17 protein-coding genes are annotated in these 22,023 nt (G+C 64.3%); 11 read left to right on the plus strand and 6 right to left on the minus strand.

From position 1 onward, the window contains the following. Positions 1-183 precede the first annotated feature (183 nt). Complete coding sequence (locus tag HWY05_RS09855; RefSeq protein ID WP_176058184.1) at positions 184-1,500, plus strand: transposase; 1,317 nt, start codon at positions 184-186, stop codon at positions 1,498-1,500. 341 nt (positions 1,501-1,841) lie between these two features. On the opposite strand, the gene HWY05_RS09860 is transcribed toward HWY05_RS09855, so the two are convergent. Further along, positions 1,842-3,419: a mannose-1-phosphate guanylyltransferase/mannose-6-phosphate isomerase gene (locus HWY05_RS09860; protein ID WP_176058185.1), complete on the minus strand. Its 1,578-nt coding sequence runs from the start codon at positions 3,417-3,419 to the stop codon at positions 1,842-1,844. An 80-nt stretch (positions 3,420-3,499) separates the two neighbouring features. Next, positions 3,500-3,856 carry a hypothetical protein gene (locus HWY05_RS09865; RefSeq protein WP_176058186.1) on the minus strand — a complete coding sequence of 119 codons (357 nt, stop codon included), beginning with the start codon at positions 3,854-3,856 and terminating at the stop codon, positions 3,500-3,502. Positions 3,857-4,077: 221 nt separating this feature from the next. On the opposite strand from HWY05_RS09865, the gene HWY05_RS09870 reads away from it, so the two are divergent. The 10 genes from HWY05_RS09870 to HWY05_RS09915 all read left to right on the plus strand — a co-directional run bounded on the left by HWY05_RS09870 (position 4,078) and on the right by HWY05_RS09915 (position 17,108). Continuing rightward, on the plus strand, positions 4,078-5,475 hold the full coding sequence (locus HWY05_RS09870) for an undecaprenyl-phosphate glucose phosphotransferase (RefSeq protein ID WP_176058187.1): 1,398 nt from the start codon (positions 4,078-4,080) through the stop codon (positions 5,473-5,475). A 48-nt stretch (positions 5,476-5,523) separates the two neighbouring features. After that, entirely contained in the window at positions 5,524-6,975 is a 1,452-nt protein-coding gene (locus HWY05_RS09875) for a UDP-glucose/GDP-mannose dehydrogenase family protein (RefSeq protein ID WP_176058188.1), read from the plus strand. Positions 6,976-7,080: 105 nt separating this feature from the next. Continuing rightward, positions 7,081-7,536, plus strand: a complete 456-nt coding sequence (locus HWY05_RS09880) for an exopolysaccharide biosynthesis protein (RefSeq protein WP_035550193.1) — start codon at positions 7,081-7,083, stop codon at positions 7,534-7,536. Next, positions 7,530-8,744 carry a polysaccharide biosynthesis/export family protein gene (locus HWY05_RS09885; protein ID WP_035550190.1) on the plus strand — a complete coding sequence of 405 codons (1,215 nt, stop codon included), beginning with the start codon at positions 7,530-7,532 and terminating at the stop codon, positions 8,742-8,744. Before HWY05_RS09880 ends, HWY05_RS09885 begins: the two co-directional genes overlap by 7 nt. A 115-nt stretch (positions 8,745-8,859) precedes the next feature. Continuing rightward, positions 8,860-11,055 (plus strand): polysaccharide biosynthesis tyrosine autokinase, encoded by a 2,196-nt coding sequence (locus HWY05_RS09890; protein WP_176058444.1) that lies wholly within the window; start codon positions 8,860-8,862, stop codon positions 11,053-11,055. 62 nt (positions 11,056-11,117) lie between these two features. Continuing rightward, positions 11,118-12,053 (plus strand): glycosyltransferase, encoded by a 936-nt coding sequence (locus tag HWY05_RS09895; RefSeq protein ID WP_035561804.1) that lies wholly within the window; start codon positions 11,118-11,120, stop codon positions 12,051-12,053. Continuing rightward, complete coding sequence (locus HWY05_RS09900; protein WP_176058189.1) at positions 12,050-13,204, plus strand: glycosyltransferase; 1,155 nt, start codon at positions 12,050-12,052, stop codon at positions 13,202-13,204. The genes HWY05_RS09895 and HWY05_RS09900 overlap by 4 nt, the downstream gene beginning before the upstream one ends. Before the next feature lie 3 nt (positions 13,205-13,207). After that, complete coding sequence (locus tag HWY05_RS09905; protein ID WP_176058190.1) at positions 13,208-14,680, plus strand: glucose-6-phosphate isomerase; 1,473 nt, start codon at positions 13,208-13,210, stop codon at positions 14,678-14,680. After that, positions 14,677-15,945 carry a glycosyltransferase family 4 protein gene (locus HWY05_RS09910; protein ID WP_176058191.1) on the plus strand — a complete coding sequence of 423 codons (1,269 nt, stop codon included), beginning with the start codon at positions 14,677-14,679 and terminating at the stop codon, positions 15,943-15,945. Before HWY05_RS09905 ends, HWY05_RS09910 begins: the two co-directional genes overlap by 4 nt. Continuing rightward, the gene (locus HWY05_RS09915) at positions 15,942-17,108 is read left to right on the plus strand and encodes a glycosyltransferase family 4 protein (RefSeq protein ID WP_176058192.1); all 1,167 of its coding nucleotides are present in this window, start codon (positions 15,942-15,944) and stop codon (positions 17,106-17,108) included. The genes HWY05_RS09910 and HWY05_RS09915 overlap by 4 nt, the downstream gene beginning before the upstream one ends. A 26-nt stretch (positions 17,109-17,134) precedes the next feature. On the opposite strand, the gene HWY05_RS09920 is transcribed toward HWY05_RS09915, so the two are convergent. The 4 genes from HWY05_RS09920 to HWY05_RS09935 all read right to left on the minus strand — a co-directional run bounded on the left by HWY05_RS09920 (position 17,135) and on the right by HWY05_RS09935 (position 21,942). Next, a complete protein-coding gene (locus HWY05_RS09920; RefSeq protein WP_176058445.1) occupies positions 17,135-18,637 on the minus strand; it encodes a Fic family protein in 1,503 nt (500 codons plus the stop codon). A 260-nt stretch (positions 18,638-18,897) separates the two neighbouring features. Further along, positions 18,898-19,941, minus strand: coding sequence for a GDP-mannose 4,6-dehydratase (gmd, locus tag HWY05_RS09925; protein ID WP_035550178.1), 1,044 nt, complete (start codon positions 19,939-19,941; stop codon positions 18,898-18,900). A gap of 79 nt (positions 19,942-20,020) precedes the next feature. Beyond that, complete coding sequence (locus HWY05_RS09930) at positions 20,021-20,821, minus strand: SGNH/GDSL hydrolase family protein (RefSeq protein WP_176058193.1); 801 nt, start codon at positions 20,819-20,821, stop codon at positions 20,021-20,023. Next, positions 20,818-21,942, minus strand: coding sequence for an acyltransferase (locus HWY05_RS09935; RefSeq protein ID WP_176058194.1), 1,125 nt, complete (start codon positions 21,940-21,942; stop codon positions 20,818-20,820). Before HWY05_RS09935 ends, HWY05_RS09930 begins: the two co-directional genes overlap by 4 nt. Positions 21,943-22,023 lie beyond the last annotated feature (81 nt).

Below are 22,023 nucleotides of genomic sequence, written 5' to 3' on the forward strand. Positions count from 1 at the left end.
CGAGTGAGACCACGTTTTGTGCTTCGGAATAGGGACAAACCGCACCATGTCAGGGCGGTATTGACCAGCCAACAGAACGTACAGAACATTTTTGTGCAACCGCGGGCTGCACACGGATCGTGAAAGTTGAATCCGTGGCGAGTCCAAAGCCGCGGCCCGGCCAGGCTGCGTGGAGAAAACCCAATGTTTTTCGATGAGCTAAGCAATGACGAATGGGCGCTGCTGGCAGCGCTTGTCTCCGATGAGCCGGCCGTCCGTCTAAACCGACGCGGTCGGCCGCGCGCCGAACCACGCATCGTCGCGAATGCGGTCCTCTGGATTCTGACAACCGGTGAGCCCTGGTCGAAACTGCCAGGCCGTTATCCGTCGGGTCCGACCTGCCGGCGCCGTTTCGAAGAGTGGCAGTTGAACGGCACGCTGCTCGAGATGGTTCGGCTGTTATCGCAAACCGGGCGTACCTTCGCGTACGTTCCGCAACCGGCCCCGCCCGCCGCGACCAAGCCGGCCGCGCCGGTGGTCGTCGCACCGAGCGTGCGCGACGAAAGTCTGCGTGGCGTGTCCTGGAAGAGTCCCGAGTCGTGGCAGGCGCCCGGCGTGTCGAGCAGCCTGAGCAACTGGCGTTCGGCCGACCCGATCGCCGATATCACGCGTCAGTTGTCGGGTCTCGCGAATGCGCAAGCGCCGCAAACGCTGCAGCAGCCGCATCAACCCGTCGCGCGTGCGCCGATGGCGCCGGGCCGTTCGTTCGCGGCTGCGGGTGTATCCAATGGTGTGTCGGCCAGTGTGTCCACCGGCGCTTCCGCCTTCGCGCCCGCCATGCGTCCGCCGATGCGCGCCGTGTTGCCCCGCCTCGACGAAGCGGCCGCCGTGGGTCAAGCCATGGACCTGCTGGATGCCGCGATTTCGTCGGCGCGCCACACGAGTCCGCCGGACGACGACCTGCGCAGTCCGCTGTCGATGAGCCTCGCGCCGCGCGGCACGCAGATCGACGATCCGCGTGGCTTTACGATTTTCGTCGCGGCGGAGCAGGTGCCCAACGTGATGTATCGCGCGTGGGCGGAGATCATGAAAGACGGCAGGCGCGTCGAGCGTTCCGGCCTGGTCGGCCCGCGCTTCGCCGATGCGGACGAAGCGCAGCAGTACGCGCTCGACTGGGCGCTGCAATGGATCGATCGCGAATGCCTGACATTGGCGGCCGCGGAAGTTGCGCCTCCGGTTGAGGAAGTCGTGGTGCTGGAAGAACGTGCCGCCGCGCAGGTGCATTCGCCCACGCCATCGCACGTTGCGCCGGCGCGTCCGCTGCCCGTCCGGCGTCATGTGCCGGAGCCCGTCACGATCAATCACGGCGCGCCGTTGCATGGTCCGCTGCACGCGTTTCGTGGACCGTTGCGCCGTTATCCCAGCGAGCCGGTCGTGACCACGGTCGTCAGCGCGACGACGGAAAGCACGTCGGCGGAACGGTATCCGTCTTATCCGGAGTTCATCTCTCACGCAGGATGAGCGCGGCGGCTGGCAGTTAAAACGCGCTTAAAACGAACGCGGTCGAAACCCGGCAGCAAGCGCAAGCAAGCGCAGTAACAGAGTGAGATTGGCAAGTTTGGCGACTGGCGCATTGATAAGCGCGGCGACAGAAGAAAGTCTGGCAGTACCCCGCGGCCGGTAGGAGCAACCGCCGCAGGTTCCCGCTTCATTCAGTGTGATTCAAGCCTTGTTTTCGCAGTCCCCGATGGACCCTGGACGGACCCCGGATCGACCCGTGGCGGACCGCCGTTCGACGACGGCCCAGGCCAGGTTGGCTTGATGATTGGCTTGCGCAGGCGCCTTGCAGGCGCCTGATGGCGTTACTGTCGGCCGTACGTATCGTCGAACCGCACGATATCGTCTTCGCCGAGATACGAGCCGGACTGCACCTCGATCATTTCGAGCGGCATCTTGCCCGGATTCTCGAGTCGATGCGTGACGCCGAGCGGAATATAAGCCGACTCGTTTTCGGAGACGATAAAGCGTTCCTCGCCACGCGTGACGAGCGCCGTGCCGCGCACCACGATCCAGTGTTCGGCGCGGTGATGATGCATTTGCAGCGAGAGCCGCGCACCCGGTTTCACGACAATGCGTTTGACCTGGAAGCGCTCGCCGGTGTCGACGGAATCGTAGTTGCCCCACGGGCGATGCACCTTGCGATGGTTGGCCGCTTCGAGCCCGCCGTCGCTGCGAATCCGTCCGACGATCTTCTTGACGTCCTGCACGCGCGATTTATCGGCCACGAGAATCGCGTCGGCCGTTTCGACCACCACCAGATCCTGCGTACCCACGCAGGCAATCAGCCGTCCTTCCGAATGCGCGAAGGTCGATGCCGCGCCTTCGAACATCACGCGCCCGCGGCCCACGTTCTGGTCGGCGTCTTTCTCCGAGATGTCCCAGATCGCGTCCCACGATCCCACGTCCGACCAACCGGCCTGCAACGGCACAACCACGCCCGAGGCGGCGCTTTGATCGCTGCCGAGCTGTTCCATCACCGCGTAATCGATCGAGTTCGACGGCGACGCGCTGAACGCATCGCGCTGCAGGCGGAAGAAGTCGCCGTCCGCCTTGCCGCCCGCGTAGGCTGCGTGGCAGGCTTCGTAGATGGCCGGCTGGAAGTGGCGGATCGCCTTCAGCCACGTCGACGCGCGCATGATGAAAATGCCGCTGTTCCACCAGTACTCCTTCGACTCGATATAGCGCTGCGCCAGTTCGAGATGCGGCTTTTCGACGAAGCGATCGAGCTTGTGCGCGCAGATTGTGCCTTCGCTGCCGGTGTTTTCCGCATCGTCAGGGATGCCAGGCGATGCGCCCGATGCCTCCGACGCTCCCAGCGCCGCGCCGATCCGGATGTAACCAAAGCCGGTTTCCGGCCGCGTCGGCACGATGCCCATCGTCACGATATGACCGGCCACCGCCTGCTCCACGCCGGCCGTCACGGCCGCGTGGAAGCCCGCGAGGTCGGTGACCGCGTGATCGGCGGGCATCACGACCATGATGCCGTCGTCGTCCTGCGCGGCGATCGACAGCGCGGCTACGGTCAGCGCCGGTGCGGTATCGCGGCCGGCGGGTTCGAGAATCAGGCGGGTCGGTTTGCCGCTCGTGCGCAATTGCTCGGCGGTGGTGAAGCGCTGCTCTTCGTTCGCGACCACGACCAGCTGATCGGTGAGCGGATAGCCGGCTTCGAGTCCTTCGAGCCGCCGCGTGGTGGACTGCAGCAGCGAATCGTCGCCGAGCAGGCCGATCAACTGTTTGGGATGCTGTTCGCGCGACATCGGCCACAAACGCGTGCCGGATCCACCGGCCAGAATCACGGGATGAACCTTGAGCTTGACGTTCAGGGGCTTAGCTTGCGTGGACCGGGTGTCGGCGGGCGTGGCCGTAACCGGAGCTGTCATGATGGACTCCTCGAGGCTGGGTGAATGCGTCGAGTTTTATCATGAAGAGCAGAATCAATAAAAGCGCGTTAAATAGAAAACTATATAAAACGGCCGATAAAAATAGCGAATTCCGTGAAGGAAAAATGTCCGATGGATTTTTTAAAAAGAAAAATTACCCGAAAAAAATAACGGGTGATTTTTTTAGCGCGATGCTTGCACAAACGTGACGCAACAGGCGTCTCGTAAGCTTCTCTCTCCGAACGACCAGAAAGCATCGAAATGGCCCGCTTAGCGGCCTTCAGCTTGCCTATCGAAAGGCAATCCGGTAACAATTGCCGAGCAAAAATCGAAAAAAATGCTGAAACTTTGACCGATACAATTTGAGATATTTTGCGGTCTTGCAGTGGGAATTTTAATAAAGCTTTATCTATACCTGTACGAGGGTATTCACTCATTTCGACTCGCCTTTCCCGGTTCGGCTGTTCAGCCGGTTTTCTAAATTGGGAATGGCGAGGCAATTAGCTGGGCTTCATTTTTTTACTGCGTCGCGCATCGATCCGCCGAACGCGGAGACCGGCGTCGTGTTCGGGCGCCGGAGCACGCTGAAGAAAAACCGCGCGACGGATTTTTAATCAACCAACGGATGGCACTTGACTGACGAACTGAGGGGCAGCGCATGCTGAGCGTTCTATCGAGAATCATCGACATCGCCATGGTCGTGCTCGGCGCGACGCTGGCGACAGCCGTGCATAGCGGGAAATTCGTGTGGCTGGACGACATGCAGCGAGTGTCGCTCGCGTTCGACTGTCTGCTGGTGGTGGTGTTTTTCCCCGCGCTGGGCATCTATCAGTCGTGGCGCGGCAAGCCGCTCTACGACCTGCTGTGCCGGGTCGCCGGCGGCTGGGTGATGGTGGAAGTCACCGGCGTGCTGATCAGCTTCAGCCTGCACCGTTCGGACAGTCTGTCGCGGCTGTGGCTCGTCTACTGGGCGGTGGCCACGATCGTGCTGCTGGTGGTCACCAAGGTGATCGTCTATTCGGTGCTGCGCAGTCTGCGCCGCGAAGGCTTCAATCAGCGCGCGGTGGCGATCGTCGGCGGCGCGCCGTATGGGCGCTTTCTGATCGAACAGATGCGCGGCCGTCCGGAAGCGGGCTTCACGCCGATCGTGGTGTTCGACGAGGAAGGCACGATCAACCCGTATGAAGACCCGGACGCGGCCAATGCGATCGACGGCGTACCGGTGGAACGCGACTATCAGCGCATGTTGCAACTGGTGCGCCAGCGCGCGATCCGCGAGCTGTGGCTGGCCTTGCCGATCTCGAAGGAAAAGGCGATTCACCGCTTCGTGATGGACCTGAAGAACGACTTCGTGAACATCCGCTTCATTCCGGACGTGCGCAGCCTGACGCTGTTCAATCAGCCGATGGTCGACCTGCTCGGCGTGCCCGCGATCAACCTGGCCGCGTCGCCGATCACCGATCTGCGGGTGCTGCCCAAGCGCGTGTTCGACCGTCTGTTCGCGCTGGCCGCGTTGACCGCGCTGGCGCCGGTCATGATCGTGATTGCGGTGATGGTGAAGGTGAGTTCGCCGGGTCCGGTGTTCTTCCGCCAGAAGCGCAAGGGTATCGACGGCAATCAGTTCGAGATCTACAAGTTCCGCTCGATGAAGCTGCACCAGGAAGAGGCCGGCAAGATCACCCAGGCCACGCGGCGCGATCCGCGCATCACCGCGGTCGGCGCGTTCCTGCGGCGCACCAGTCTCGACGAGCTGCCGCAGTTCATCAACGTGCTGCGCGGCGAGATGTCGGTGGTCGGCCCGCGTCCGCACGCGCTCGAACACGACGACATCTACAAGGATCTGGTGAAGGGCTACATGCACCGCTACCGGATCAAGCCGGGCATTACCGGCTGGGCGCAGATCAACGGCTATCGCGGCGAAACCGACCGCATCGAAAAGATGATGGGCCGCGTCAAGCTCGATCTGTACTACATGCAGCACTGGACCTTCTGGCTCGACATCAAGATCGTCGTGCTGACGCTGTGGAAAGGATTCGCAGGCAGCAACGCTTACTGAGTCCTTCACCGCACTCCTGAATCAACCTTATTTCGCGAGGTGTAATACATGAACCTGACGATCATCGGTAGTGGCTACGTAGGGCTCGTGACGGGCGCCTGTCTGGCCGACATCGGCCACGACGTGTTCTGTCTCGACGTCGATCAGCGCAAGATCGACGTGCTCAACAACGGCGGCGTGCCGATCCATGAACCGGGTCTGCAGGAAATCATCGCGCGCAATCGCAAGGCCGGCCGCCTGACGTTCTCGACCAACATCGAAGCGGCGGTCGCGCACGGCGACATCCAGTTCATCGCGGTGGGCACGCCGTCGGACGAAGACGGTTCCGCCGACCTGCAATACGTGCTGGCCGCCGCGCGCAACATCGGCCGCCATATGACGGGCTTCAAGGTGATCGTCGACAAATCGACGGTGCCGGTCGGCACGGCCTCGCGCGTGCGCGACGTGATCGCCGCCGAACTGGCCGCGCGCAACCTCAATCACATGTTTTCGGTGGTCTCGAACCCCGAGTTCCTGAAGGAAGGCGCGGCCGTGGACGACTTCACGCGGCCCGACCGCATCGTGCTCGGTTGCGACGAAGACGTGCCCGGCGAAAAAGCCCGCGAGCTGATGAAGCGCCTGTACGCGCCGTTCAACCGCAATCGCGAACGCACGCTGTACATGGACGTGCGTTCCGCCGAATTCACCAAGTACGCGGCCAACGCGATGCTCGCCACGCGTATTTCGTACATGAACGAGCTGGCCAATCTGGCCGACCGCGTCGGCGCGGATATCGAAGCGGTGCGCCGTGGCATCGGCTCCGATCCGCGCATCGGCTACGACTTCCTGTACGCCGGTTGCGGCTACGGCGGGTCGTGCTTCCCGAAAGACGTGCAGGCACTGATCCGCATCGCCGCTGATCACAAGGCGAACCTGCGCATTCTCGAAGCGGTGGAAGCCGTCAACGACACGCAGAAGCAGGTGCTGGCGCACAAGATCGTCGCGCGTCTGGGCGAAGACCTGTCGGACCGCACGTTCGGCGTCTGGGGCCTCGCGTTCAAGCCGAATACCGACGACATGCGCGAAGCGCCGAGCCGTCCGCTGATCGCCGAACTGCTGCGCCGTGGCGCGCGCGTGAAAGCGTACGACCCGGTCGCGATCGACGAATCGAAGCGGGTGTTCGCGCTCGACCTGAAGGATGTGCCGCAGCAGCACGCGCGCCTCGAGTTCGTGAAGGAAGAGATGGACGCGGCGGAGAGCGCCGACGCGCTGGTGATTCTCACCGAATGGAAGGTCTTCAAGAGCCCGGACTTCGATTCGCTGAAACAGATCCTCAAGACGCCGCTGATTTTCGACGGCCGCAATCTGTACGAACCGGACGCGCTGCTCGAACTCGGGATCGAGTATCACGCGATCGGCCGTCAGCACGCGTTGCGCAATGCGCCGGGCAAGGTCGGCGCGAACGGCGTGCCGCTCACGCCGGCGGACGTGGCCGAGTCCGGCCGCCGCGCCGTCGCTTAACGCGCAAGCGGGCTGCATGCGGGCCGTAACCGGGCCGCACCCGGGCTGCATGCAACCGCCCCGCAAGCGGCCCACCGAATCACCTCGCGCTTCAAGGAGCCTGCCATGTTCGCCAATGTACTGATCGTCTGCCACGCCAACGTGTGCCGTTCGCCGGCCGCCGAGATGCTGTTCAAGTCCCGGCAACGCGCGGTGTCGCGGCCGTCTTCGGCGCCGATCGCGTTTCATTCGGCGGGCCTGCGCGCGATGGACGGCCACGGCATGGACCCGGTGATGCGCCGCCTGCTCGCCGAGCAGGGCGTCGCCTCCGGGATCCATTACTCGCGGCGTCTGAACCGCAATCTGGTGCGCTCAGCGGACCTCGTGCTGGTCACCGAGCGCGCCCAGGTGGGCGCGGTCGAAGCGCTCGACCCGGCCGCGCGCGGCAAGGTCTATCCGCTCGGCAAGTGGGAAGCCGACTCCGACGTCGCCGACCCGCACGGCTGCGCGGAAACCGCTTATAGGGAGAGTCTCGTGCTCATCGAACATCTGGTCATGGGATGGCTGAAAAAAATATGCTGATGAAAAAACTCGCACCGCATTCAGCGGCGAACTTCAAATCGAAACTCGCCGCCTCACTTTTGCTGACGTCCTTTCTGTCGGCCTGCGCCACCGCACCGGGCAATTATCTCGACACGTCGCGTCTGAAAGACGACGGCCAGCATCAGTCGCAGCCCGCCGAAACCTATCCGGTGCATCTGATCGATTCGCAGCTCGTGGCCGCGCAGGCGCAACAGGCCGCCGCGAAGACCCAGGTGCTGCCGACCTCGACCATCAGCGATCCGTCGCAGTACGTGTACCGGCTTTCGCCGCAGGACATTCTCGGCATCACCGTGTGGGATCACCCGGAATTGACCACGCCGCAGGGCAGCACGCTGTCGGCGGGCGGCAACACCACGCAGTCGGTGGGCGGCGCGTTGCAGCAGCCGTACACGGCCGCGCTGCCGGGCCAGGCCGATCCGTACGGCCAGACCATCGCCGCCGACGGCACGATCTTCTTCCCGTTCGTCGGCCGGATTCGCGCCGCGGGCAAAACCGTCGGCGAGCTGCGCGATCAGTTGAGCAGCGGCCTCGTGCGCTATATCCGCAATCCGCAGGTCGACGTGCGCGTGCTGTCGTATCGCGGCCAGAAGGTGCAGGTGACCGGCGAAGTGAAGACGCCGGGCCCGCTCGCGGTCAGCGACGTGCCGCTTACGCTGGTCGACGCGATCACGCGTTCGGGCGGCACGAATTCGGACGCCGATATCCAGCGCGTGCGCCTCACGCGCAACAACAGGCTCTACGTGCTCGACGCCGATCGCATGCTCGACAAAGGCGACACCACGCAGAACGTGATGCTGCAGAACGGCGACGTGATCAACGTGCCGGACCGCACCGACAGCCGCATCTTCGTGATGGGCGAAGTGAAGACGCCGATCCAGGTGCCGATCATTCGCGGCCGCATGACGATCGCCGACGCGCTCACGCAGTCGGGCGGCATTCTCGACACGGACGCCAATCCGCGTCAGATCTACGTGATGCGCGGCATGAAAGACCATCCGACCACGCCGGACGTCTACCGCCTCGACATGACGCAGCCGGACTCGATCATGCTGTCCTCGCAGTTCCAGTTGCAGCCGCTGGACGTCGTGTATGTGGGCACCGCCGCTTCGACCACCTTCAACCGTGTGTTGCAGCAGATCCTGCCGAGCGTGCAGACCTTGTTCTACCTGAAACAACTGACGCGCTAGGCGCCGTCGCCAGGCCCGCGTCACACCGCCAGCCGGCGGGGTGACGCGGGACCGAAGCAAACACGGATGTAACCGATACGGGAAGCGAATTGTGAGCAATCAACTCTCTCCACACATGGGCGGTCCGGTCAGGACCGAAGAAGAGGACATCGTCCTCGGGCAACTGATCCAGGTGATCCTCGACGACATCTGGTGGCTGATCGCGATCGCCGCGGTGATCGTCGCGATTGCCGGTGCTTACTGCCTGCTCGCCAAGCCGATCTATTCGGCCGACGCGCACGTGCGCGTCGAGCAATCCGACAACACGTCGCAGGCGCTCACGCAGACGCAAACGGGCGCGGCGATCACCACCGGCTCGACCTCGCTGCCGACCGACGCCGAAATCGAAATCATCAAGAGCCGTGGCGTGGTCGGCCCGGTCGTGCAGGACCTGAAGCTGAACTTCAGCGTCACGCCGAAGACGATTCCGCTGCTCGGTAGCATTTCGGCCAAGCTGGCCGCGCCGGGTCAACTGGCGAAGCCGTGGTTGGGCCTGTCGTCGTATGGCTGGGGCGGCGATGTGGCCGACGTCGATTCGATCGACGTGGTGCCCGCGCTCGAAGGCCAGAAGCTCACGCTGAAGGTGGTCGACGATCAGCACTATGCGCTATTCGCCGGGAACGGCGCGCTGCTGCTGCGCGGCCAGGTCGGCCAGCAGGCGCAGGGCGGCGGCGTGACGATGCGGGTCAACAAACTGGTCGCGCGTCCGGGCGAGCAGTTCACCGTGGTGCGCGCCAACGACCTCGACGCGATCACAGCGTTCCAGTCGGCGATCACCGTGCAGGAGCAGGGCAAGCAGACCGGCGTGATCCAGATCTCGCTGGAAGACAAGAGCCCGGAACACGCGGCGCTGGTCGCCAATGCGCTGGCGCAGTCGTATGTGCGCCAGCACGTGTCGAACAAGCAGGCCGACGCGATCAAGATGCTCGACTTCCTGCAAAGCGAAGAGCCGCGTCTGAAGGCCGATCTGGAGCGCGCGGAAGCCGCCTTGACCGCGTATCAGCGCCAGTCCGGCTCGATCAACGCGAGCGACGAAGCCAAGGTGTACCTGGAAGGCAGCGTGCAGTACGAGCAGCAGATCGCCGGTTTGCGTCTGCAGATGACGCAGCTCAGCGAGCGTTACGGCGACGACCATCCGATGCTGGTGGCCGCGCGTCAACAGATGGCCGAGCTGGAAGCGCAGCGCACCAAATATGCGGACCGTTTCCGCGACCTGCCGGCCACCGAAGTGAAGGCCGTGCAGTTGCAGCGCGATGCGAAGGTGGCGGAAGACATCTACGTGCTGTTGCTGAACCGCGTGCAGGAATTGTCGGTGCAGAAAGCGGGCACGGGCGGCAACGTACATATCGTCGACGCCGCGTTGCGCCCGGGCGCGCCGGTCAAGCCGAAGAAGGTGCTGATCCTGTCGGCGGCGGTGATTCTCGGCCTGATCGCGGGCACCGGCTTCGTGTTCCTGCGCCGCAATATGTTCAAGGGGATCGACGATCCGGATCAGATTGAGCGTGCGTTCCATCTGCCGGTGTTCGGCCTCGTGCCGTTGAGCGCCGAACAGGCGGTGCTCGAAAGCGCGTTCGAACGCGGCGGCGAACGTCTGCGTTCGGTGCTGGCGAATGCGCGGCCCAAGGACATCACGGTCGAAAGTCTGCGCAGCCTGCGCACCTCCATGCAGTTCACGATGATGGACGCGCGCAATCGCATCATCATGCTGACCGGCCCGATGGCCGGCGTCGGCAAGAGCTTCCTGACGGTCAACCTCGCGGTGCTGCTCGCGCATTCGGGCAAGCGCGTGCTGATGATCGACGGCGACATGCGGCGCGGCGCGCTCGAACGTTATCTGGGCGGCGTGCAGGACAACGGTTTGTCCGAGTTGCTGAGCGGCCAGATCTCGCTCGAAGAAGCGATCCGCAGTTCGAACGTGGAAGGCCTGAGCTTCATCTCGTGCGGCCGCCGTCCGCCGAATCCGTCGGAACTGCTGATGTCGCCGCGGCTGCCGCAATACCTCGACGGGCTCGCCAAACGCTACGACGTGATCCTGATCGACACGCCGCCGGTGCTGGCGGTGACCGATGCGTCGATCATCGGCGCGTATGCCGGTTCGACCTTCTTCGTGATGCGCTCGGGCGTGCACAGCGAAGGCGAGATCCAGGACGCGCTGAAGCGTCTGCGCGCAGCCGGCGTGCATGTGCAGGGCGGCATCTTCAACGGCATGCCGCGCTCGCGCGGCGGCTACGACCGTGGCTACGCGGCGGTGCAGGAATACCTGAGCGCCTGAGCGGAACGCGTTTCCCGGGTTTTTCCGACCCTCGCGCAATGACGATACAAAAGGACATCACGATGAAAGTGACGGTACTGGTTCCGACTTATCGCCGCCCGGCCGATCTGGCGCGCTGCCTCGCGGCACTGCAACGCCAGTCGCGTGCGCCCGACCAGGTGGTCGTGGTGGCGCGCGCCGACGACGAGGCGACCCACACCTGTCTGCGCGATCCGGCGGTGCCGGGTGCGCTGCCGCTGTCGGTGGCGCTGGTCGAGGCGCCCGGTCAGGTCGCGGCGCTGAATCGCGGGCTCGACGCGGCCAGCGGCGACGTGATCGCGATTACCGACGACGATGCCGCGCCGCACGTCGACTGGGTCGCCCGGATCGCCGCCGCGTTCGAAAGCGATGCGCGCCTCGGCGCGCTCGGCGGGCGCGACTGGGTGCACGAAAGAGGCCGCGTGCTGGATGGCGAGCGGCAACGGGTGGGCAAGGTCACGGCGTCCGGCAAGATCATCGGCAATCATCATCTCGGCGCCGGCGGCGCGCGCGAAGTGGACATTCTGAAGGGCGCCAACATGAGCTACCGCCGCGACGCGATCCGCACGATCCGCTTCGACGCGCGCTTGCGCGGCGCGGGCGCGCAGGCTCACAACGACATGGGCTTCAGCCTCGCGGTGAAGCGCGCCGGCTGGAAGCTGGTGTACGACCCGCGCGTTGCGGTCGACCATTTTCCCGCCGAGCGTTTCGACGAAGACGGGCGCAACGCGCAAACCATGGCGGCGTTGCGCAATGCCGCGTTCAACTTCCATCTGATCCTGCGCGACCAGTTGCCGCCGCTGCACCGCGAAACCGCGTGGTGGTGGTGGACGCTGGTCGGCACGCGGGCCTATCCGGGACTCACGCATGCGGCGCTCGCGTTGCTGTCGAACCAGGCCGGGGTGAAGCTGTCGCGCTGGCGCGCGGTGCGCGGCGGCGCGCACGAGGCGCGCCGGGCGCGAAGCGGAGTGGCCGCATGAGTACAAACGTTCACGTTCACCTGTTTTACGGCGCGGACCCGCGCTTTTACCGGCCGGGCGACAACATCGGCTGCCTGTACGGCTATCACCACGCGCAGTCCGACGGCTTCGCGCTGAGCTATTCGCAGGACGCGCCCGAAAACAAACCGGTGCGGCTGTTGCGGCGCGCGTTGAAGGCGGCGCTGGGGTTCGATTTCATCCATACGTGGCGCAATCGTGCCGAGATGCTGCGCGCGGACGTAATCTGGACGCATACCGAGCAGGAATGGCTCTCCGCCGCGCTGATGCTGTTGCTGAGCGGCCGCAAGGCCGGAGCCGAGGCTTCCCCCTTGCTGCTCGCGCAAAGCGTGTGGCTGCTCGATAAATGGCCTTCGTACGGGATTTTGCGTAGCTGGCTGTATCGCAAGCTGCTGAGCCGTGCCGATCAACTGACCACGCTCGCCACTGAAAACGCCGCGCTGTGCCAGCGTTATTTCGATCGCGACGCGACGCCGCTGCTGTATGGGCTGAACACCCAGGATTTCCCTGTCAACGCGCCGACCGAATGGCTGCCGCATGCGCCGATCCGCATTGCCGCGATCGGCAACGATCGCGACCGCGATTGGGAAACGCTGATCAAGGCCTTCGGCAACGATTCGCGCTACACGGTCAAGCTCGCGACGCGGCGGCGGATACCCGCGTCGCTGCGCGCGCCGAACGTCGAGATCGCGCTGTTTTCGGGCATTAAAAAGCAGCACGAGTTGTACGACTGGGCCGATCTGATCGTCGTGCCGCTGCGGCCGAATTCGCATGCCTCGGGGATCACGGTGATGCTCGAAGCGGCGGCCGTCGGCAAGCCGATGGTGGTCACCAACGTCGGCGCGTTGCAGGATTATTTTCCGGCCGGCGAGGCGCTTTATATTCCGCCGTTCAATCCGCAGGCGCTGCGCGAAGCGGTCGACCAGCTCGCCGCGTCGCCGCTGGACGGCTTGCGTCAGGCGCAAGCGGCGGCGGCCGGTTTGCTGGCACGCGACCTGACCACCCAGCACTACGCGATGCAGCACGTGCGGATTACGCAGGAGATGCTGCGCGCGCGCGCCGCTCGCACGCAACCGCAGGCGAGGGCGCAAACCTCGCGGCCCGCCGCGCGTGAATCACGCGGAGGTCTCTAAGCGATGTCGACCATCACGCACACCGCCCCATCCGGCGCGAACCGCGCGGGACGCAGCCGGTCCGGCGGGGCGCAGGAGTGGGGTCCGCCGGCCTTGCTGTGGCTGATCACGGCGGTGTTGATCATCGCGCATCAGGGCACGGTGCTGACGCTCGCGTTTCCGGTGCTGGCGATCCTCACGGGCTTGTGGCTCTACTTCAAGAGCCCGGCGCGCTACATCGGCTTCATGTGGTGGCTGTGGTTTCTGAGCCCCGAAGTACGGCGTCTCGCCGACTGGTCCAAAGGCGCGTTCACGCCCACCAGCCTGATCCAGGTCGCGCCGCTCGCGGTGACGATGATCAGCGCGCTTTCCCTGCTGCGCTACTACCGGCTGCTCGCGCAACGGCGCGGCCTGCCGGTGCTGCTGATCCTGCTCGGCCTGATCTACGCGTTCATGGTCGGCGTGATGTCGAGCGGGCCGCTGGCAGCCACCTACGACCTCGCGAACTGGCTGTATCCGATCCTGATCGGCTTTCACATCATGGCGCACACGCGTCAGTATCCGCAGTACCGCGACACCATCGTCAACACGTTCATCTGGGGCATGCTGGTGATGGGCGGCTACGGCCTCGTGCAGTTTTTCATCATGCCGCCGTGGGACGCACTGTGGATGCTCGGCTCGCAGATGAACTCGCAAGGCGACCCGGTGCCGATGGGCGTGCGCGTGTTCAGCACGATGAATTCGTCGGGCCCGTTCGCGTTCGCGATGATGGGCGCAATGGTGTACGTGATGGCGGCAAACCACCGGGTGCGCTGGATCGCCGCGGCGCTCGGCTTCTTCGCGTTCGCGCTGAGCCTCGTGCGCTCCACGTGGGGCGGCTGGGTGATCGCGCTGCTGGTCCAGCTGGTCAAGTCGAACAACAAGGTGCGGGTGCGTATCGTCGCGAGCGCGGTGTTGCTGGCGGGCCTGTGCGTGCCGCTGCTGGCGGTCGGCCCGGTTGCCGAGCGGATGCAGGCGCGGCTCACCACCATCGTCAATCTGAACGACGACCAGAGCTACGCCGCGCGTAACGAGTTCTACGCGACCTTCGCGAAAACCGCGTTTACCGACGTCTCCGGTGAAGGCATGGGCGCGACCGGCACCTCGACCAAGCTCTCGAACGACGGCGGCCAGCTCGGCCAGTACGGCAACTTCGACAGCGGAGTGATGAATATCCCGTTCGTGCTCGGCTGGCCCGGCACGCTGCTCTACATGTCCGGCATCGTCTGGCTGGTGGTGCGCGCGGTGCTGGCCTCGTTCAAGCTGCGCAACGACAAGTTCGTCTCGGCCTGCCTGAGCCTGAGTCTCGCGACCTTCGCGATGCTGGTGTTCACCAACTCGCTGGTGGGCACGGGCGGACTGTTGCTGTTCATGAGTGTTTTTTCGATCCTATCCGCGGTGCACTACGAAAAAATCAACCGCAGACGCACGCTACTTTTCCACGGAGGCACTGATTGAGAGTCGCCATAGTCACGCACGTCGTGCGCCATAACGACGGCCAGGGGCGCGTCAACCACGAGATCGCGCGGGCCGCGCTCGACGAGAACATCGGCGTCACGCTGGTGGCCTCGCACGTCGCGCCGGATCTGCTCGCGCATCCGAACGTTCGCTGGGCGCAGATCAAAGTGGGCCGCTGGTGGCCCACCAATCTGCTGCGCCAGCAGGTGTTTGCGTTCAAGAGCACGCTGTGGCTGCGCGCGCATCGCCGCGAATACGACGTGCTGCACGTGAACGGCTTCATCACGTGGATACCTGCCGACGTCAATACCTCGCACTTCGTGCACAGCGGCTGGTTCGGCAGCAAGTACTACCCGTTCGGGCTGACCAAGGGCGTGTGGTCCGCGTATCAGTCGGTCTACACGCGCTGCAACGCGCTGCTCGAACGCTGGGCGTACCGGCGCTCGAAAGTGATCACCGCGGTGTCGCAGAAAGTCGCCGACGAAATCCGCGCGATCGGCCTGACGCCCGATAACCGCGTCGACGTGATCTACAACGGCGTGGACACGCAGGGCTTCGCCGCCGCGACCGGCGACCGCGAGAAGTTCGGCTTGCCGAAGGACGCGTTCCTGCTGCTGTTCGTCGGCGATCTGCGCACGCCGCGCAAGAACCTCGGCACCGTGCTCGCCGCGCTCAAGCATCTGCCCGACTACGTGCAGATCGCGGTGGCCGGTTTTCTGCCGGGCAGCCCGTATCCGGATGAGGCGAAGGCGCTGGGCATTGCGCATCGCGTGCATTTTCTCGGGCTGGTGAAGGAGATGCCGGTGCTGATGCATTCGGTCGACGCGTTCGTGTTTCCGTCGCGCTATGAAGCGATGAGCCTGTCGCTGCTCGAAGCGATGGCGGCGGGCTTGCCGGTGGTCACGGCACGCACCGCGGGCGGCGCTGAAATCATCACGCCGGAATGCGGGATCGTGCTCGACGATCCGGACGATCCCACGGCGTTGGCCCGCGCGGTCGCGCGTCTCGCCGAGCATCACGACGCGCGCCGCGCGATGGGCGTCGCCGCCAACGAACTCGCGACCGGCTTCGGCTGGGCGCGGATGGCCGAGCAGTACATCGCGCTTTACCGGCAACTCGCGGGGCAGCAGCAGAATCGCCGGCGCAGCGAGGCGGAAGCGGCGGCGGTCGCGAAGACCGACGCGCTGACGCTGAACACGCTGGCGGGACAGAAGGCATCGTTCGACCATCACAACTCACAGAACGCACAGGGGCATCAATCATGACGACGAGTTCAATCAAATCGCTGCAGATCGGGATGCACTGGTTTCCCGAGCGCGCGGGCGGTCTTGACCGCATGTATTACTCGCTGGTCGGCGCGCTGCCGGGCGCGGGCGTCGCGGTGCGCGGCGTGGTGGCCGGCTCGGCGAAAGTCGCCGCGGACACCGGCGGCGCGATCAACGGTTTCGGTTCCGCCGCGCAATCGCTGCCGCTGCGGCTGATGGCGGCGCGCCGCGCGTTGCGCGAGGAAGTTGGCCGGTCGCGGCCCGACGTGATCTCGTCGCACTTCGCGCTGTACACGTTTCCGGGGCTCGACGTGACGCGCGGGATTCCGCAGGTCTCGCATTTTCAGGGACCGTGGGCCGACGAGAGCCACGTGGAAGGCGCCGACTCGCTCGGTCAGCGCGCCAAGCGTTACCTGGAGCAGTCGGTGTATGCGCGCTCGTCGCGGTTGATCGTGTTGTCCGAGGCGTTCGGCAAGATCCTCACGTCGCGCTACGGCATCGCGCCGGAGCGCGTGCGCGTGGTGCCGGGTTGCGTCGACGTCGAGCAGTTCAATCTGCCGATCACGCCGGCCGAAGCGCGTCTGAAACTGCAGTTGCCGCAAGACCGGCCGATCGTGCTGGCGGTGCGGCGGCTGGTGCGGCGCATGGGTCTCGAAGATCTGATCGACGCGATCCAGTTGCTCAGGCAGAGCGCGCCGGACGTGCTGCTGCTGATCGCGGGTAAAGGGCGGCTCGAAGGCGAATTGCAGGCGCGCATCAGCGCGGCCGGCTTGGAAGATAACGTCAAGCTGCTGGGCTTCGTGCCCGATCAGCATCTGGCGGCGTTGTACCGCGCGGCGAATATCAGCGTGGTGCCGACCGTGGCGCTGGAAGGCTTCGGGCTGATCACGGTCGAGTCGCTGGCGTCGGGCACGCCGGTGCTGGTAACGCCGGTGGGCGGCTTACCGGAAGCGGTGGCGGGGTTGTCGCCGAATCTGGTGCTGCCGGAGACCGGCGCGAAGGCGATTGCAGCAGGGCTGGCCGGTGCGTTGAACGGCACGCTGAAATTGCCGGATGCCGATGCTTGCCGCCGTTACGCGCGGGAGAATTTCGATAACTCGGTGATCGCGAAGCGGGTCGCCGCGGTGTATGCCGAAGCGATCGCGGCGGGTGGGGTGCATTGAGGGGGAGGGAAGCGATGGCGGGGCGCTTAGGCGGCCCGGCTGCCGTCGGCGTTGAGTAGACGGAAGTCGGCAGCGGATTCTTCGAACGCGTTGGCACCGCGCATGGCCAGTACGACGTCGGTAATTTCCGCGTAGTCGAACGCTGCGCACCAGCTACCCATGCGCGATAGCGCCTGGATGAGCGGCCCCGGCCGCCCGCCTTGCGTGAGTGCCCGCAGACAATCGACAAACTGCGGGTGAAATAGCGTAGGAATAATGATGCGGGAGCGCCCGCATCGCGACAGTTCCGCGTTCATCACCAGTCTGGATAGCCGCCCGTTGCCATCTGCGAACGGATGCACTTCGGCCACGAGAAACAGGTAATAAATGGCTCGTCCGATTCCTTCCGGGATCGTCAGCGCAAGGCGCGATCCTTCCGCGAGGGTGCCGCGTACGTGCGAGGGTTCGACAAACCGGGTCGTGCCCGCGTAGTTTGCCTCGAGCTTGAGGTGGCCCGGGTTGGCCTCCGGCCTGCGCTCGAGCATGACACGGTGGTGCTCCTGCAGTACATCGACGAAGTCGTCGCCGACTGGCGGCACCGCCGCCCGGGTTTCCGTTCGGTGGGCGAGATTGAACACACCGAGAATGTCATGCGAATCCTTCGGGCGTTGAACTACGATCTGATTGCGTAAAACGATGCCTTCCGCTTCTTCCACGGAGAATCGGGTGCCTTCGACGAAGTTGGAAAAATACGATTCAAGAAACGCAAAATAGATTCGCGTATTGCCTTGTGCGGCGACGTCCGCGATATCGGGCAGTATCGCCGTGCGCAACTCAGTGGCCAGGGTGTTGAAGAGATGGATACGCTCCATGTCGATGGGCGTGCCCGGGGCGATTGCCAGGCCGGCTCGGGTTTTGAGCACGCCCTTTGAATGTGTGCTGAGCAACGCGCCGATCAGCCCATTCAGTGCCGCATAGCTGGCCGTTGCGCCAAGCGGTTCGGTCAGTGCACGGGCGCGGTCCCGGATCTGATTGAGACCAGATTCCTTATTCGCGTTCAGACAGGTGATGAGTCGTTCTTCAATCGCATCGCGCGTTGCGCGGGTGGTTGCCGAACCGCGACTGAGATTCTCCAGAAGCGCCCGCTCTTGCGATGCCCAGTAAAGGTCGAGCGAACCGAGGCGAAGGTCGCCGGGTTGCGGGGACGGCCCTTTCGTCAGCACCAGCGTGAGGCCCGGATAACGGATGCGCCGGTTAAAGCGTGTGGGGTGAGACAGCACAATTTCGTTGGACGCAGTAATACCGCTTGCAAATGCGCTCAGGTGCGAGACGACTGCGCCCGGCACGGCGTGCGCCGCGACTTTTTGCCAGTTGCGATGGATTTTGCCAACGATCTCCGCCTCACTGCCTGATTCGACGTACACGCCCGGTCCGACGCGCGTCAGGACGCCTTCCTTCGCGCGGCGCTGCAAATTGCGGTTTCGCGCAGGATCGGCGGACGAAAAAAATAAGTCGTCTGATTGTCGTTTTTCAGCTTTAGAGAGGCTCACGCGGTGCAAGGTTGTCGTTTTCCAGCTTTCAATTTAGCATATTTGTCGTTTTCTAGCTAAAACAAAGTGAACGCCGCCGTGATCCCGATTGTCGTTTTCTAGCTTATCCGCTCGCCAGGCTGGCGTAATTTGTCGCAATCCAGCTAACAAAGTGGCCATTTTGTCGTTTTTTAGCTTTTAGGCATGTGCGCAGGCTGCCCATGCCTCAGCGGGCTCGCCGCTTTCGCAGAGAGCCCGCGCCGTTTCCCGACTCAGAACGATCAAAACGTCTCGTGCTGTTCGTTACGCGTCAGGTCCGCATGGACCATCATGTGGCACAACTGTTCGAGCGTCGTTTCCGGCTTCCAGCCGAGCATGTCGCGGGCCTTGTCGGCGCAGCCGATCAGCAGGTCCACTTCGGCCGGACGATAGAACTTCGGATTGACGCGCACCAGCGTCTTGCCGGTGGCGACATCGATACCGGTTTCGCGCTCTTCCTTGCCCGACCATTCGAGCTGATAACCCGCCCCGGCGAAGGCCATACGCACGAAGTCGCGAACCGTCTCGGTGCGGCCGGTGGCGAGCACGAAGGTGTCCGGCTGCTCGGCCTGCAGCATGCGCCACATGCCTTCCACGTATTCGAGCGCGAAGCCCCAGTCGCGTTTCGCGCTCAGGTTGCCGAGTTCCAGGATGTCCTGTTTGCCGAGCTTGATCTTGGCGACGGTGTCGGTAATCTTGCGCGTGACGAATTCGCGGCCACGCAGCGGCGATTCGTGATTGAACAGAATCCCGCTGCTCGCGAACAGACCGTACGACTCGCGATAATTGATGGTCGACCAGTGCGCGAACAGCTTGGCGACGCCATACGGGCTACGCGGATAGAACGGCGTGTCCTCACGCTGCGGCACGGCTTGCACGAGGCCGAACATTTCCGACGTCGACGCCTGGTAGAAGCGCGTCTTTGGATTCAGAATGCGGATGCCTTCCAGCAGATTCAGCGCGCCGACGCCCGTCACTTCGGCGGTGGTCACCGGCTGATCGAACGACACGCCCACGAAGCTCTGTGCCGCGAGGTTATACAACTCGTCGGCCTGCGCCCCTTCCAGCAGGCGCAGCGTCGAGCCGAGGTCGGTCAGATCGTGTTCGACCAGACGCAGATTCGGATGAGCAAGCACGCCGAGCTCACGAATGCGCCAGAAGTTGACGGAGCTCGTGCGCCGGTAAGTGCCGGTCACGTGATAGCCCTTGTCGAGCAACAGTTTCGTCAGATAGGCGCCGTCCTGTCCGGAAACGCCGGTGATGATCGCTTTGCGTGGTTGGCTCATAGCTTGCCTTCATATTGGTAAAAGAGAAAAAACAATCGACACTCGCGCCCGGTAAAGCACATGGACCTGAAAAAGAGCCTCAACGTGTGCCGTCCAGCAGTCGCCGCACCATCGGTTCGACGACCCGGCAATCCTGTTCCGCCTTCAGGCGGTACAGGTCCGGCTTTGGATGCGCGCCGTCGGACATCAGCGTTTTCCAGTCCGGCAAGCTGCTCACGTACGCGAACTGGTCGACCAGCGGCACCTGCTGTTCGGCGGCCACGCGGCGCGTCATCGCAACCATCGCGGCGAGCCGCGCATTGAGACGGTTGTCGGGCATTGGGTTCGAGGTCTGCAGAACCGGCTGCTTGCCGAGCGCGCGGGCGCTCGTCACCAGCGCCGTTTCGGCCGCGTAAAACTGCTCGGGCGTCTGGTTCTGCATGACTTCGTTGATGCCGTAATTGATCAGTACGATCTGCGCGGGCGACGCGGCCAAACGCGCCTGCCACGGCAGACCGGCAGTGGGGCCGGCGCGGCGATTGCCCGTGCCGTCGCGCAACTGGGTGGCCATCGTGCCTCCCACGCCGTAGTTCGTGACAAGAACCCGCTCGCCGACGCGCGCCTGCAAATCGTCCTGCAGATACACGACGGCGTTGCGCGACTGCGGACCGCAGTGGCCGTCGCTGCAGGTGATGCCGAGCGTGGTCGAATCGCCGTAGGCTTCGATCAGCACCTGCGCCTGCGCGGCCCTGGCGGGCAGCGCCGCGGATGAGGCTTGCGCCGCGTCGGCGCGGCTAGCGTGAGCCGTCAAACTCACGCAGGCCAGCGTCGCCGCAGCGGACCACGGCCGCATCCGCAGCCCGCTCCACGCGCTCGCGGCGAGCCCTGCGCGGCGACTCATGCGCGGCTTTGAGGCGCACGCGGCGCGGTCCCGGTCACGCCGGAACCGACACCTGAAGCGACGCCGGAACCGACACCCGACGGCGCCGGCGCGTGGCCGTTCGCTGCGCCGAAAATCAGCCGCTTCTCGAATGCGAACCACGTGATGCTGGCGTAGACGAGCGTGATCGCGAGCGCCAGCGCGGCAGTCACAAAGCGGTTCAGCTGCAGCGGCCACAGCATGTACAGCACGCTCAGATGAATCAGATAGATCGTGTAGCTGATGGTGCCGATATAGACCAGCACGGGATTGCACAAAAGCCGCTTGACGATGCCCTTGCTCTGCAACGCGATCACCACGACCGACGTGCACAGCACCAGCGAAACGCTATAAAGCCCGGCGTTCGACAGCGGCGTATTGGCCGCGCGAAACCGCGGGTAGTGCAGGTGCAGCCAGGCCAGCACGGCGAGCGCCGCGAAAAATCCCAGCACGGCGAGACCCTTGTACGGTTCGAGTGCATCGCGATCGCGCCGCACGGCGACCGCCAGCAGCGCACCGGCCGCGAGCAGATCCATGCGGAACGGCGTCAGGTAATAGATCGGCCAGAACGAATCGAACCACGGCGTGGCGAACCCGCGCAGCAACGGCACCAGTACGATCAGCGCGGCCGCCACGTAGCCGAGCACACGCTCGGGCAGCAGCAGGATCACGAACGGCCAGAAGATATAGAACTGCTCTTCGACCGCCAGCGACCACAGCACATTCAGGCTGTCGTGACCGCTCTGATTGAGCGCGTCGCCGATATTGGTCGCGAAGAACGCATACCACTGCCAGTGCTGCGCCCAGCCGAAGCCGAACAGGATCGACGACACCACCATCAGCAGCACGTACGGCGGCAGGATGCGGCGCGCCCGCCGTGCGTAGAAATAGCCGAAATACGACTGCTGGCGCGCCTTGCGCTCGAGCAGAATGCCGGTGATCAGAAAGCCGCTTAGAACGAAAAACAGATCGACGCCCATCCACAGCGGCGCTTTCAATGCGTGCTGCGCGAACACGGCGAGGACCGCGATGGCGCGCAAGCCATCGAGCTGCACGATGCGGCGAGAGTGAGAAGGTGATGAGGGCAGTGCGCTAGCAGTCATGAACCGTCCATGGTGTGAAGCGGGGAGGCCGCGCGAGGGTCGGCGCAGCGCAGGCACGCCCGCTTCGCGTCGCAACGAAAG

Origin of the sequence: Paraburkholderia sp. BCC1876 (assembly GCF_902833695.1) — a bacterium.
Taxonomy (GTDB): Bacteria; Pseudomonadota; Gammaproteobacteria; order Burkholderiales; family Burkholderiaceae; genus Paraburkholderia.

What these genes read in the sequence shown, in the direction of transcription:
- HWY05_RS09855 (WP_176058184.1), top strand. Translation starts at nt 184, where the DNA reads ATGTTTTTCGATGAGCTAAGCAATGACGAATGGGCGCTGCTGGCAGCG.
- HWY05_RS09860 (WP_176058185.1), bottom strand. Translation starts at nt 3,419, where the DNA reads ATGACAGCTCCGGTTACGGCCACGCCCGCCGACACCCGGTCCACGCAA.
- HWY05_RS09865 (WP_176058186.1), bottom strand. Translation starts at nt 3,856, where the DNA reads ATGAGTGAATACCCTCGTACAGGTATAGATAAAGCTTTATTAAAATTC.
- HWY05_RS09870 (WP_176058187.1), top strand. Translation starts at nt 4,078, where the DNA reads ATGCTGAGCGTTCTATCGAGAATCATCGACATCGCCATGGTCGTGCTC.
- HWY05_RS09875 (WP_176058188.1), top strand. Translation starts at nt 5,524, where the DNA reads ATGAACCTGACGATCATCGGTAGTGGCTACGTAGGGCTCGTGACGGGC.
- HWY05_RS09880 (WP_035550193.1), top strand. Translation starts at nt 7,081, where the DNA reads ATGTTCGCCAATGTACTGATCGTCTGCCACGCCAACGTGTGCCGTTCG.
- HWY05_RS09885 (WP_035550190.1), top strand. Translation starts at nt 7,530, where the DNA reads ATGCTGATGAAAAAACTCGCACCGCATTCAGCGGCGAACTTCAAATCG.
- HWY05_RS09890 (WP_176058444.1), top strand. Translation starts at nt 8,860, where the DNA reads ATGGGCGGTCCGGTCAGGACCGAAGAAGAGGACATCGTCCTCGGGCAA.
- HWY05_RS09895 (WP_035561804.1), top strand. Translation starts at nt 11,118, where the DNA reads ATGAAAGTGACGGTACTGGTTCCGACTTATCGCCGCCCGGCCGATCTG.
- HWY05_RS09900 (WP_176058189.1), top strand. Translation starts at nt 12,050, where the DNA reads ATGAGTACAAACGTTCACGTTCACCTGTTTTACGGCGCGGACCCGCGC.
- HWY05_RS09905 (WP_176058190.1), top strand. Translation starts at nt 13,208, where the DNA reads ATGTCGACCATCACGCACACCGCCCCATCCGGCGCGAACCGCGCGGGA.
- HWY05_RS09915 (WP_176058192.1), top strand. Translation starts at nt 15,942, where the DNA reads ATGACGACGAGTTCAATCAAATCGCTGCAGATCGGGATGCACTGGTTT.
- gmd (WP_035550178.1), bottom strand. Translation starts at nt 19,941, where the DNA reads ATGAGCCAACCACGCAAAGCGATCATCACCGGCGTTTCCGGACAGGAC.
- HWY05_RS09930 (WP_176058193.1), bottom strand. Translation starts at nt 20,821, where the DNA reads ATGAGTCGCCGCGCAGGGCTCGCCGCGAGCGCGTGGAGCGGGCTGCGG.
- HWY05_RS09935 (WP_176058194.1), bottom strand. Translation starts at nt 21,942, where the DNA reads ATGACTGCTAGCGCACTGCCCTCATCACCTTCTCACTCTCGCCGCATC.